This is a genomic window from Gemmatimonadota bacterium, from assembly GCA_016209965.1.
GTDB lineage: Bacteria > Gemmatimonadota > Gemmatimonadetes > Longimicrobiales > RSA9 > JACQVE01.
The window spans coordinates 1-12,832 of record JACQVE010000130.1; the positions used below are offsets into that span (position 1 = coordinate 1).

Genomic DNA, 12,832 nt, shown 5'->3' on the forward strand with positions numbered 1-12,832 from the left:
GAGCGGCATTTTCTGGGACTGGTAGCGGCCTCGGGGCTGCGGTTGAGGCGAGTGGTGGAGAGCATCCCCCACGACTATCTGCGTCCGGTCTTGAGGGAGCCGGTCCCGGCGCGCACATACGTGTGCGAGGTTGCGTGAGTGGCGTCGTGCGGACCGCTGGGCAGCGCACTCGTCGCCGACTGGTCGAAGTCTACGGCGCGTTGCTCTCCGGGCTGGACCTGCCCCCTGTGCTGGTGGACATAGGCGCGTCCGGCGAGCCGCCCCGCATCTGGGACGACATTGCGCGCCTGTCGCTGTACCTGGGGTTCGATCCGGACTTCCGGGGTTCGGAAGTGGGGCGGGGCCGCTTCCATCGTGTGCTGATGGTGCCCAGGGCGGCGCAGGCGGCGGAAGGCGCGGGCGAGGCGCTGTTCTACTTCACGGCGAGCCCGTACTGCTCGAGCACGTTGAGGCCGGACCTGGATTCGCTGGGCGAATTCCTGTTTGCGGACCGGTTCGCCGTACAGCATGAGGGATCCGTGCCGGCGGAGAGCTTGAACTCGGTGCTGGAGCGCCTGAGGCTCGACCGGATCGACTGGTTCAAGACGGATTCGCAGGGCACTGACCTGCGTCTCTTCGAGAGTCTGCAGCCCCAGGTTCGCTGCCGTGTATTGGCGGTCGACCTGGAGCCCGGTCTGATCGACGCTTACCAGGACGAGGATCTGTTCATCGATGCCCACCGCGCACTGGTAGGGCACGGGTACTGGCTCTCGGACCTGAAGGTCTGCGGCGCGGTCCGGATGCGGCGGTCGAGCCTCGCCGCAGCGCGCTCCCTCGTGCCAGAGCTGGACGAGCAGACGCTCGAGGCGCGGGGTAAGAAGAGCCCGGCGTGGTGCGAAGCTCGGTATCTGCGCACCATCGCCTCGCTGCGACCAGGCGGCGGCACACGGCGCGATTACGTCCTGCTCTGGGTCTTTGCCACACTGGACGGCCAGTTCGGCTTTGCCTTCGATGTAGCACTGGAATACGAGCAGACGTTCGGCGCGGACGGCGTCTCGGAGCGGCTGAAACGCGAGGCGCTCGCGCAGCTCGCTGCTCCGCCGCACGGGCGAGTGGCGCGCGCCGCCCGCCGGCTGATCCCCTCGCCTGCACGGCGATGGGCCAGGCAGCTCCTGGCCTAGGTCGAGGCGCAGTGGTGGAGTCCGGGCTTGCCGGCGCGTCCGTTGTGATCACGGGCGGGCTCGGTTTCATCGGTTCGGCGCTGGCGCGCCGGCTGGTGGAGCTGGGCGCGCGCGTGCTGCTGGTGGACAGCTTGATCCCCGAGTACGGCGGCAACCTGTTCAACATCCGCGGGATCGAGGACAGGGTCCAGGTCAATATCTCGGATGTCAGGGATCCGCATAGCTTGCGCTATCTGGTGCATGGGCGGGATTACCTTTTCAACCTGGCGGGGCAGACGAGCCATCTGGACTCGATGGTCGATCCGTATACCGACCTGGAGATCAATTGTCGGGCGCAGCTCACGATCCTCGAGACCTGCCGCCACCATGGTCCTGCCATCAAGATCGTCTTTGCCAGCACGCGCCAGGTCTACGGCCGGCCGGAGTCACTCCCGGTCGACGAGGAGCACCCACTGCGGCCCGTGGACGTGAACGGGATCAACAAGATGGCTGGGGAGTGGTACCACATCCTCTACCACAGGGTGTACGGCTTGCGCGCGTGCGCCTTGCGCCTGACCAACACTTATGGACCACGCATGAGGGTCAAGGACGCGCGGCAGACGTTCCTGGGCTACTGGGTCCGGCTGCTGCTTGAGGGGCAGCCGTTCGAGGTTTGGGAGGGCGCGCAGCTAAGGGACTTCACCTACGTGGATGACGTTGTGGATGCTCTGCTGCGTGCGGCCGTCACACCGGCGGCTGATGGCGCCGTGCTTAACCTCGGGGGCGACCGCGTGGTGAGCCTGCAGGAGCTGGCGGAGCGGCTGGTGGCGATCCACGGCCGGGGCGAATACCGCTTGTGCAGCTTCCCCCCGGAGCGGAAGCGTATCGACATCGGGGATTATTACGCGTCCTACGGGCGAGCGGAACGGGTCCTGGGATGGCGGCCGGCGGTCGCCCTGGAGGAAGGGTTGGGCCGCACGCTGGCCTTCTACCGCGAGCACCTGAAGGAGTATGTCTGAGGTTGCAGTGCGGCGGCGCGCTTCCATCCCGCAATGCGACCCGGGTGCATCCTACCGTGCCCACAGGGCGGAGATCGATGGCGCGGTGGCGCGGGTGCTGGAAAGCGGCTGGTACATCCTGGGCGCGGAGGTGGAAGCGTTCGAGCGGGAATTCGCGGCCTACGCGGGTGTCAGGCACGCCATCGGGGTGGCGAGCGGGACGGACGCGCTCGAGATCGCGCTGCGGGTGTGCGGAGTCAAGGCAGGCGATGTCGTCCTCACAGTGTCGCATACAGCCGTGGCCACGGTGGCGGCGATCGGGCGGTGCGGTGCCGTGCCGTTCCTGCTGGATGTGGAGGCCGGGCGTCAGACTCTGGATGCGGGCCGGCTGGCGAGCGTGCTGGCGGGGCGGGGGGTGCCTGCGGAGCTTCGGCGCCGGTTTCGGGCCGTAGTACCGGTGCACCTGTACGGTCAGCCGGCGGACATGCCTGGCATCATGGAGCTCGCTCGCCAGCACGGGCTGGCGGTGGTGGAGGACTGCGCTCAGGCGCACGGGGCGGCGTTGGACGGGCGGTGTGTGGGGGCGTGGGGGAGTGCTGGGGCCTTCAGTTTTTACCCCACCAAGAACCTGGGCGCCTTCGGGGACGGGGGGCTCATCGTGACCGACGATGCGCAACTGGCGGAGCGGGTCCGGCTGCTCCGGCAATACGGGTGGAGGGAGCGGTATATCAGCCGGGTAGTGGGCGTGAACAGTCGACTGGACGAGGTGCAGGCGGCGGTGCTGAGGGTCAAGCTGAGCCACCTGAACCGGGAGAACGAGGTCAGGCAGGCGCTGGCCGCGGAGTATGCCCAGGAGCTAAGTAGCACCTCACTGCTGCTGCCCCACCCGACAGCCGGGGCCAGGCATGCTTACCACCAGTATGTGGTCCGCACGCCCGCACGGGACGCGCTGCAAGCCTACCTGGAGCGGCGCGGAGTGGGGACGGCCATCCACTATCCGGTGCCCGTGCACCGGCAGCCGGCGTACCGGGGCCGCGTGGCTCTCGGGGATTCGCTGGCCACGACGGAACAATTAGCCGCGCAGATCCTGAGCCTGCCCTTCTACGCGCAGCTCGGCTCGGAGGCTGTGGCGACAGTGGCCGGGCATATCCGCGACTGGGAAGAGCGCGGGCGCCCCGCGGCGTAGCCAAGATGCGTCACTTCTGCACCTATTTCGACCGCAACTACCTGGTGCGGGGGTTGACGCTGTACCGTTCGCTGGAGCGGTGGGCTGGCCCGTTCACGCTCTGGGTGCTGTGCTTCGACGAGGCCACGTACCAGACACTGCGGCGGCTGGGGCTCGCCTGTCTCCGGCCCGTCACGCTGGAGGCATTTGAGGACAACGAGCTGCGCGCGGTGAAGCCGACCCGCTCGCGGGTCGAATACTTCTTCACCTGCACACCGTCGTGGCCCCGCTACCTGCTCCAGCGATTTCCCGAAATCGAGCTGCTCACCTACCTCGACTCGGACGTCTTCTTCTTTAGTGATCCGGAGCCGATCTACCGGGAGCTGGGGGCGGGCTCCGTGCTGATCGCAGGCCATCGCTTTCCCCCGTTTCTGCGACACCTGGAGGAGACCACGGGCGTCTACAACGTGAGCCTGATGGCCTTCCGAAACGACGTGCCTGGGAGGGGCTGCCTCACCTGGTGGCGGGAGCGGTGCCTGGAGTGGTGCTTTGACCGTGCAGAGGCGGGCCGCTACGCGGACCAGAAATATCTGGACGACTGGCCCACGCGCTTCCCCGGCGTGAAGGTGTTGCGGCACAAGGGTGCGGGGCTCGCGCCCTGGAACTGGATGAACTACGAGATCGCAGCCGATGGCGAGCGGATCACGGTAGATGGCGAGCCGCTCGTGGTCTACCACTTCCATCATTTGAAGGTGCTCAACCGCTGGCTGTACGACCCGTGCTTGAGCTATTACCAGGTCATGCCGCCGCCACTGCGCCGCCTGCTTTACGCGCCGTACGTGCGGGCGTTACGCGCGACGCGAGCCTGGCTGCGGCGGGCCGGTCTGTCAGCGCAGCTCGCCGGGCCGAACGAGCGGTTGGGCGACTATTCCTGGCGCACGGGCGTGAAGAGCGTGTTGGGCCGGAGCGTGCTGGTCGCGGTCGGCCCCTTTGTGCTCTGAGAGCGAAATGCTCACGGTTTTCGCCGTGCCTAAGCCGTTCCAGGGCGAGTTCGCGGTCATCCAGCGGAACGCGATCGGGAGCTGGACGCGGCTGGAGCCCGCTCCCGAGGTGATCCTGTTCGGCCAGGAGCCGGGTACGGCGGCGTTGTGCGACGAGTTGGGGCTCGGGCACGTGGGGGAGGTGGCGGCTAACGAGGCCGGTACGCCGTTCCTGAACGATGTTTTCGCGCGGGCGCAGGCCTCGAGCCGTCACGAGCTGCTGTGCTACGTGAACGCGGACATCATTCTGCTGGGCGACTTCATGGCGGCTCTGGCCCGGTTGGGGAATGCTACTGCGCCGTTCCTCGGCGTGGGCCAGCGCTGGGAGCTCGAAGTGCGCGAGCTGCTGGACTTTTCCCGGCCGGCTTGGGAGGCGGAGTTGCAAGCGCGGCGGCGATCTGGCGGCGAGCTGGCCGGCTTCACGGCGATCGATTACTTCCTCTTCCATCGTGGGTTCTATGCGGAGATGCCGCCTTTCTTCGTGGGACGTCCCGCATTCGACTGGTGGCTGATCCACAGCGCCTTGAGCCGCTCGGCGCGGGTGATCGACTTGACGCCATCGGTGACGGCGATCCACCAGCGGCACGCGGGCGGGCCGCTGCGGGAGCGGATCTGGTTCGAGGCGGAGATCCGTCACAACCTGGCGCTCTATCGCGTAGCCTGGACGAATCTCTACGACGCGACGCACGTCCTGACCCCTGGTGGGCTGCGGCCGCTGCGCTGGCGCAAGCTAAGGAAGGCGTGGTGGAGGGTGCAGTGGCGGTACTTGAATACCATGAGGCAGGCGGCAGCATCCTTACGCCGCCGACTCAGGGGCCAGTGGGCCGCGCCAGCGGAGCGGTGAGGCTGGCGGGCTGCGGCGTGCAGTCAGGGCGTGCGGCTACCTTGTGACAGCTAGCTCGAAGGGGACAATCCCGGAGGGGGCGCTGGCCGGGAAACGTCCGGCAGGTGTCGCGGCCTTGCCTTCGGTTTCGATCATTATCCCCACCCGTGACCGCCCAGGGAGTCTACGGCGCTGCCTCGATTCACTATGCCGGCAGAGCGCGGCTGGCTCGATGTTCGAGATTCTGGTGGTGGACGACGGATCGGGGGCGGCGACGCGCAGGGTGGTAGAGGAAATGCGCGGCTGGCGCGGCCAGCAACTGCGCTACCTGAACCAGCCTGAACGGGGCGCCAACGCGGCGCGCAACCGTGGAGTCGGCGAGGCGCAGGGGGAAGTGGTTGTGCTGGTGGACGACGACGTGGTCGCGCCGCCCGACTGGCTGCGGCTGCTGCTCGAAGGGCTGCAGGCCAGGAGCTGTGACGCAGTGACGGGCCCCGTCCGGCTGCGGCTGCACGGGTCCAGCCCGGTGCGGCATGAGGGTGAGCTGGCGGCGTATCTCACGGGTGTGGCCGAGCCGGCGACCGCCTGGCCAGTGGGTGGGGGCGTAGTGCCGGTCTCATGCAACATGGCCGTGTGGCGGCGCGTCTTTGACCGGGCGCTTTTCGACGTCTCGGTCAGTCCGCCGGTTGAGGAGGTCGATTGGTCGTTGCGGGCGGGGGCCACGGTGGCGTTCCTGCCGGCAGCGTGGTTGTGGCACGAGAAGGGGCGGGAAGCGCTACGCGTGCCGGCGCTGCTCCGGCTGGCTGCGCGCCGGGGGCAGGAGCGCGGCTGGTGGCTGCGGGCGCGACAGGCGCTGCCTCTGGGCCAGCGGCTCCGCCTGGCGGGGCGAGCCTTGCTCACCACGGGGCGCTCCTTCGGGCATGCCGTGCGGCAGCGCTGCTGGGGCGGCGCGCTGACCGCGGTGGGCGAGCTGAGCTGCGGCCTGGCCCTGCTCGGCCTGCTGGACCAGCGGCGGGTGTAGCTGGGACGTGGTGAGCGACGTGCTCCGGGATCGCGGCGTCGCGTTGCTTGCGCCACGGTCGGCTGTCCTCGGCTACGATCCATGCGGCGGCTCGGAAGTGGTTCTGTGGGAGGACGCCAGAGCGCTGCAAGCGGCTGGCGTCGCGGTACGCGTGTACGCGCACGGTGCGGCGAACGGCGCGAGCGTCATCACGATCCCGGTGCGGACGCGGGCGCGTCTCGTCACTTCTCTGGAGTATTGCGGCCGCTTCGTGCGCCGCGAGCGGCATGCGGTTCTGCTTGCCTACAATGAGCCAAGCGTGGCCGGCCTGGCGCCGGACCGGACCGTGGTACGTTTCGATTGGGCGACGGCGCTGCCGCGTTACTGGAGCTGGCCTGCCTGGCGCGGGCGCTTCGGCCGCGCGACCTACTTGTTCCCGAGCGCCAGTCAGCGCGAGGTGCTGCTGGCGGACCATCCGGGGTTTCCCGCTGCCTCGGCCGTGGTCCTGGCCAACGCGGTGGATCTGGACTTTTTCCGTCCCTCCGCCCGGCCCGATGGGCGACCGGTACGGATCGGCTTTACCGGGCAATGGTCGCCGGAAAAAGGACTTGGTGTTCTGCTGGATGCCTGGGTGAAGCTGGGCACGGAATTCCGAGACGCAGAGCTATGGATCGCCGGGGGTCCGCTGCTGTGGAAGCGGGACGGCGTGGCACCTGGAGCGGAGGAGCTGGGCGCGCGGGTTGCCGCCGTTTCGCAGCAAGACACCCGGGTGCGGGTTGCTGGGGAGCTACCACGCCAGGAGATGCCGGGGTTCTGGAACGCCGTTGATGTAGCTGTGGTGCCGTCACTGAGGGAGTCCTTCGGGCTGCAGGCGCTCGAGGCAATGGCGTGCGGCGTGCCCGTGGTAGCCAGTGCGGCGGGCGGGTTGCGGGAAGTTGTTCGAGACGGAGAGTGCGGGCTGCTGATTGAGCCCGGGGATCCGGCAGCGCTGGTGGAGGCGCTGGGTGGCATCATGCGGAATCCGGAGCTACGCATTCGGCTGGGTCAGGCCGCCCGGCGCCGCGCGGAGCACTACTCCCTGATGCCGCGAGCTGCCAAGCTGTTGCGTCTGCTTGGACATGTAGCCGAGGGCGCCCGGCGGCCGTGAGGTCGAAAGCGGTGCTGGCCTCACTGACCCGGTCGCGGCCGCTGCGCATGGGTTACGAAGCGGCGGCGCGCTTGCCGCTGCTAGGGCCAATGGCCCGTAGCCTGGCGCGCCGTGCCCTTCCCTACGACGCCAGGCTCTGGTTCGAAGTTGCGGCGGGCCCGGCGCAAGGGCTCTGGCTCCGGCTCAATCCGCGTTACGAGACAGACTACTGCGATGGCGCTTACGAGGCGCGGCTGCAGGCATTTCTCGGCGACGCGCTGCGGCCCGGTGACGTGGTCTATGACGTCGGTGCGCACATCGGCTTCTTCAGCTTGCTGTGTGCGCGGCTGGTAGGCGCGTCGGGACGCGTTCTGGCCCTGGAAGCCGACCCGGAGAACGCGGCCCGGCTGCGTGAGCACGCCGAGCGCAACCGGCTGCGCCAGATCGAAGTACTCGAGGCGGCCGCCTGGTCGGCTGCAGGGCGCCTGCGCTTCGTCCGGTCACAGGCGCGTTCCAGTCGCAACACCGGCGCCGTACTTGGTCGGGGTGATGGGCCGGGGGGAGAGGAGGTGGTCGAGGTAAGGGCCGTGTGCCTGAACGATCTGCTACCGGGCGGCCCGGAGCCGCGGCTGCTGAAGATCGATGTCGAGGGGGCCGAGACGGACGTGCTGCGTGGGGCCACGATGCTTCTGGCGTCTGCTCGGCCGCTGATCCTGTGCGAGGTGCACACCCCGGAGAATCTGGAGGCCGTGGCGAGGCTGCTGCGCGGGTTCGGCTACACCCTCCGTGTTCTGAACCCGGGGAACCCGGCATTCCCCGCGCATTACGAGGGCAGGCCGTAGCCTGCCATGAGCCGGCCCGCAGCAGAGGTTGGGCTCGCCAATCGAGCGCGGGAGCTGATTGCCCTACTGGGGCGGCGGGACATGCCGACAGACGCGCTGGAGGATTACTGTCACTGGCTGGCTCAGGGGCTTGAGCGACAGGGATTTCGGCTTCGGGTGGAGCGCTTGCCGTGGGCGGAGCGCGGGTGGCTCGAAGCGCTGAGCTTGTTGTGGCGAGAGCGGAGCGCGTGGCGGGGGCGTTGGGTGCTCGTGCAATACACGGCGCTGCAATGGTCGAAGCGCGGGTTTCCCGCCGGCCTGCTGGCAGCCATGGCGGTGCTGCGGTGGTGCGGCGCGCGGCCCGTCTTGATCCTGCACGACCCCTTAGCGTTCCGGCTGCGTGTGAACGTCGGTCCGGCGCGACGAACGGTGGACCGGCTTCGGGGGTGGTGCCAAGGCGGGGTGATGCGTGGGGCGCATCATTTGGCGGTACGGTCGGTTTCGACACTGCCCGTCCCGGAGATCACCTGGCTCTGGCGCGGCGGCAAGACGTTGTTCAATCCGGTGGGCGCGAACATACCACAGTGCCAGCAGTGCGTGGGGGAAGAGCGGCCGGACGCGCCCTCGGAAGAGGAAGGTGGCCAGGCTCCGGGGCAGGCGGCTGCCCGTCGTCCACAAGTAGCTGTCTTCGGCGTGACCACAGGCCCATTGCTGCAGCGCGATCTCGACGCACTGGTAGGGGCGGTGGCATCTGCGGCACGCGCCGTCGGCCCGCTCCGACTCACGGTCTTCGGCAGGGGCGCGCACCAGGCCGAGGCGCCGCTCAGGCGGCGGCTGCAAGATGTGGACGTCGAGCTCAAGTTCCTCGGATTGCTCACGCCTGAGGAGGTATCGCGTCTCCTGGGTTCGGCGGACGTGATGCTCTTCGTGCGCGGGGGCGTCTCGAGCCGGCGGGGTAGCGCGGTAGCCGCCCTCGCGTGCGGCCTGCCTATCGTCGGATATGCTAGCGAAGAGACGGCTCCTCCTATGACTGAAGCCGGTGTCGTTTTGGTGCCGGAAAACGATACCCGCGCGCTGGGCGAAGCGCTGGCCCGCGTGCTGGCGCAGCCGGAGCTGCGCCAGACATTGCGCTGCAGGACTCGAAGCGTGTTCGAAAAGTGGTTCCACTGGGAGCGCGTGGCGCTGCGCATGATGCAGCACCTGGAAGCGGCCGAGGCGGCCGGGGTGTGGTGAAAAAAGTCCTTCTTTATTCGCATTACTTCTCGCCGGCCGTCGGGGGTGCAGAGCGGTTCGTCGAGCTCCTGGCATCGGGGCTCGTGCGCGAGGGCCACCATGTGGTAGTGGCCACGGCGACCCCGCCCTCGAAGGTCGTTAGCACGGCGTTTCCCTTCCGGGTGGTGCGCCAGCCTGGTGCGGCTGCGCTCTGGCGGCTGATCCGCAGCTCGGACATGGTGCAGCTCGCGGGTCCGGCTTTCCTGCCCTTGATGCTGGCACTGCTACAACGGAAACCCGTTGTCGTCGAGCACCACGGTTACCAGGCAGTTTGCCCCAACGGCCTGCTGCTCTACGAGCCGACCAAGGCTGTGTGCCCCGGGCACTTCGTGGCGCGGCGCTATCACAAGTGTTTGCGCTGTAACGCAGCGGAGCGGGGGTGGCTGGGCAGCGTCCGGCTGCTTCTGGCGGCTTTCCCGCGGCGCTGGATGTGCCGGCGGGTCGCCGCCAACGCCCCGATCTCCGCCCACGTGGATAAGCGCCTCGGGTTGCCGCGCTCGCGTGTGATCTATTACGGGGTGCCGGATGGCCGCACCCGTGCCGCCAACTCGAGCGGGTGCAGCGCCGCCGCGGCGAACTTGGAGCAGGCTGGGCGGCGCGCGGACTCCCCGGGGGGCCGCAGCGATGTCCCTGAAGCGGGCTCGCGCCGACCTCGCCAGTTCGGCTACGTGGGCAGGCTGGTGAGCGAAAAGGGTCTACCCCTGTTGCTGCTCGCGGGTCAGCGGCTGCACCAGGAGGGGCTGGAGTTTCACCTGTTCTTCATTGGCGACGGGCCCGAGCGCCCCGCCCTGGAGGAGCTCACCGATCGTCTGGGGCTGCGGGATCGTGTCACGTTTACCGGGTTTCTGCAGGGAGAGTCGCTGGATCGTGCGCTGTTCGACCTGGATGCCGTGGTCATGCCCTCCATCTGGGAAGAGACGGCCGGGCTCGCGGCCATGGAGCACATGATGCGCGGCCGGCCCGTCATCGCTGCGGACATTGGCGGGCTCGGTGAAGTGGTGGGAGAGGCTGGTCTGATGTTCCCGCCTGCGGATGTGGGCGGGCTGACCCGGCGCCTGCGGCAGATCGTGGAGGGACGGGTGCTGGTTGATGAGCTTGGACGGAGCGCCCGGGAACGTGCGCTGCGAGTATTCGGGCAGCAGCGCATGGTTGGCGAATACGCGGCCCTTTACCATCTGCTGCGCGAGAAGTCCAGTCTCACCTGAGCAGATCGTTGGCTCATCTCGTCGACCGAGCCGGGGCGTGGATACGCCAGACATCCCTCCGTTGGAGCCTGTCTACGTTGAGCGCGGCAGCGGAGGTGGGTGCACGTCGACTCGCCTCCGCGGCGCTGGCGCTGACCGGCATCATTGCCGCGACCATGTTCGGGCATTGGATGTCACTGAAGGGATCACCCCTCGTTCTGGTGGCCCTTATCGCCCTCGCCGTGATCATCGCGGCGGCGCTGGCGGTGGTGACGAACTGGCGGCTCGGCCTTTACACGTCCCTGCTATGGCTGACATTCGAGGACCTGCCTCGCAAGTTTCTCGGCAACAACATGGTCATCTACTTCGGGAAGGACCTGCTCCTGGTGCTGGTCTACGTCGCGTTCGCCTGGGCGGTTCTGAGCCGGCGGATGCGGCTGCTTCGCGTTCCGTTTGCCGCTCCACTGCTCATTTTCGTGTGGTTCGGCGCGCTCCAGGTGTTCAACCCGAATTCGCCCAGCTTGCTGTACGGCTTCTTGGGTCTTCGTCTGTATTTCTTTTATATCCCACTCGTGTTTATCGGTTACGCCCTCATCCGCACGGAGCGCGATTTGCGCCAGTTCCTGAGCGTCAATCTAGCGGTTGCCAGCATAGTCGCGCTGCTGGGCATCCTGCAGGCGGTGGTGGGCCCGAGCTTCCTCAATCCCGAGGTTCTGCCCGTGCATCTGCGAGGAATGGGTGCAAGCCGGTTCGTGCCCAGCACGGGCGAGGCGATCACCCGGCCGACCTCGATCTTCGTGAGTGATGGGCGGTTCGCGTGGTATGTGCTGCTCATGTTCCTGCTCGCCCTGGGTACCAGTGGGTACCAGTTTCTCAGGGGTGGGGTTAGAGGGAAGGCGGTATTTGCGGGGTTGGCGACGTCTACTGTTGCCGTGTTGCTGAGCGCCTCGCGGGGGGTGCTTCTGGTAGCCGGCGCGAGTGCCGTTGCGCTGGCGATCGGAGTGCATTGGGGGCTGCGGCGGGCAATGTGGGCTCGAGTCCGCGTATCGAGCGTACTACGGCGGGCCGGCATCGCGATGGGCGTTGGCCTGACGCTCATCGTTCTCATGTTTCCTCACCAGGTCTGGCTGCGCGCGGCGCTGTTTGCAGAAACTATGCTTCCGGGTGGTGTGCAGAGCCATCAACTGCTGTGGCGGCTCTGGCATTATCCCGTATTGAACTTTGTGAATGCGTTCGGGTTTCCCAACTGGCTGGTGGGTAACGGCATTGGCACGGCGTCTTTGGGAGTGCAATACGTTTCGTCGATTTTCCGTGTAGGGAGTCTGGGTGGCTGGGTGGAGAGCGGGTATGGGACGCTGGTCGTCGAGATGGGCGTGCTCGGTCCACTGATCTGGCTGATGTGGAGCTCTGCTTATGTCTACGCCTGTGGCAGAGTCGTGATGCGGCTGCGAGGGACTGCATTCTTCCCGCTCGGGCTGGCGATCGCGTGGTTCGGCTTTCTGCTGCTGTTCCCGTTCACGTTCATGGGGATGCAGCCGTACCAGAACTATATCTTCAACGCCTATTTGTGGTTGCTGACAGGCGTATTGTACCGCTTGCCTCAGCTCGCAATTCAGTCGGAGCTTGATGCGGAGCGGCGAGCTCAGGCGGGCGGCCCGGCGCGAGCCGGCTACGCCAAGGCTCATGAGGCCGGGCGCCGGGCGGCCGATGGGCGAGCGCTTGGGGGCGAACTTCCTGGTTAGGACGTTGTTGCCCCGGGTAGCTGTGGTCTCGCCGTTCCTGGACCGCAGGCACGGGGCGGAGCGGGCGGTTGTCGAGTGTGTCTCGCGGCTTTTCCCCTTCTTCGAGTTCCACCTCTACAGTCAGCGCGTCGAGGATCTGGACCTGTCTCACGTGGTCTGGCGGCGAGTGCCGGCGCTGCGTGCTCCCCACCTGATGGCGTATGTGTGGTGGTTCGTGGCAAACCAGCTCATGCGCCGGTTCGACCGGTGGTTTCGCCGGGTGCGCTTTGATGTGGTGTTCTCTCCGGGGATCAACTGTTTGGATGCGGACGTAGTGAGCGTACACGTTGTGTTTCGGGAGTTTGCCAGCCGGATGCGCGCCGAGCTTCGGCTCTCGGGTCATCCTCCGGCCGCCTGGGCGCGGCTGATTCACAGGCGGTTCTACTACGCCTTGATTTCCGGATTGGAAGGTCGCGTCTACAGCAGAAAGCGGCTGCGGGCGGCCGCCCCGTCGGGGAAGGTGCGTGACGAAATCCAACGTCA

The 12,832-nt window shown here is 67.4% G+C and carries 12 protein-coding genes; all 12 read left to right on the plus strand.

Going from position 1 to position 12,832, the window contains the following annotated elements:
• The first annotated feature begins 134 nt into the window (after positions 1-134).
• A complete protein-coding gene (locus HY703_05350) occupies positions 135-1,160 on the plus strand; it encodes a hypothetical protein (GenBank protein MBI4544595.1) in 1,026 nt (341 codons plus the stop codon).
• Positions 1,136-2,158 carry an NAD-dependent epimerase/dehydratase family protein gene (locus HY703_05355; GenBank protein MBI4544596.1) on the plus strand — a complete coding sequence of 341 codons (1,023 nt, stop codon included), beginning with the start codon at positions 1,136-1,138 and terminating at the stop codon, positions 2,156-2,158. Before HY703_05350 ends, HY703_05355 begins: the two co-directional genes overlap by 25 nt.
• Positions 2,151-3,323: a DegT/DnrJ/EryC1/StrS family aminotransferase gene (locus HY703_05360; protein MBI4544597.1), complete on the plus strand. Its 1,173-nt coding sequence runs from the start codon at positions 2,151-2,153 to the stop codon at positions 3,321-3,323. Before HY703_05355 ends, HY703_05360 begins: the two co-directional genes overlap by 8 nt.
• Before the next feature lie 5 nt (positions 3,324-3,328).
• Complete coding sequence (locus HY703_05365) at positions 3,329-4,303, plus strand: glycosyl transferase (GenBank protein ID MBI4544598.1); 975 nt, start codon at positions 3,329-3,331, stop codon at positions 4,301-4,303.
• A 7-nt stretch (positions 4,304-4,310) separates the two neighbouring features.
• Positions 4,311-5,186: a hypothetical protein gene (locus HY703_05370; GenBank protein MBI4544599.1), complete on the plus strand. Its 876-nt coding sequence runs from the start codon at positions 4,311-4,313 to the stop codon at positions 5,184-5,186.
• A gap of 115 nt (positions 5,187-5,301) precedes the next feature.
• Entirely contained in the window at positions 5,302-6,186 is an 885-nt protein-coding gene (locus HY703_05375; GenBank protein MBI4544600.1) for a glycosyltransferase, read from the plus strand.
• A gap of 10 nt (positions 6,187-6,196) precedes the next feature.
• Entirely contained in the window at positions 6,197-7,312 is a 1,116-nt protein-coding gene (locus HY703_05380; protein ID MBI4544601.1) for a glycosyltransferase family 4 protein, read from the plus strand.
• Complete coding sequence (locus HY703_05385) at positions 7,309-8,133, plus strand: FkbM family methyltransferase (protein MBI4544602.1); 825 nt, start codon at positions 7,309-7,311, stop codon at positions 8,131-8,133. Before HY703_05380 ends, HY703_05385 begins: the two co-directional genes overlap by 4 nt.
• Positions 8,134-8,139: 6 nt before the next feature.
• A complete protein-coding gene (locus HY703_05390; GenBank protein ID MBI4544603.1) occupies positions 8,140-9,345 on the plus strand; it encodes a glycosyltransferase in 1,206 nt (401 codons plus the stop codon).
• On the plus strand, positions 9,342-10,589 hold the full coding sequence (locus HY703_05395; GenBank protein MBI4544604.1) for a glycosyltransferase family 4 protein: 1,248 nt from the start codon (positions 9,342-9,344) through the stop codon (positions 10,587-10,589). Before HY703_05390 ends, HY703_05395 begins: the two co-directional genes overlap by 4 nt.
• A gap of 77 nt (positions 10,590-10,666) precedes the next feature.
• Entirely contained in the window at positions 10,667-12,310 is a 1,644-nt protein-coding gene (locus tag HY703_05400; GenBank protein MBI4544605.1) for a hypothetical protein, read from the plus strand.
• A 7-nt stretch (positions 12,311-12,317) separates the two neighbouring features.
• The coding region (locus tag HY703_05405; GenBank protein ID MBI4544606.1) for a hypothetical protein at positions 12,318-12,832 on the plus strand (515 nt) is incomplete at its 3' end.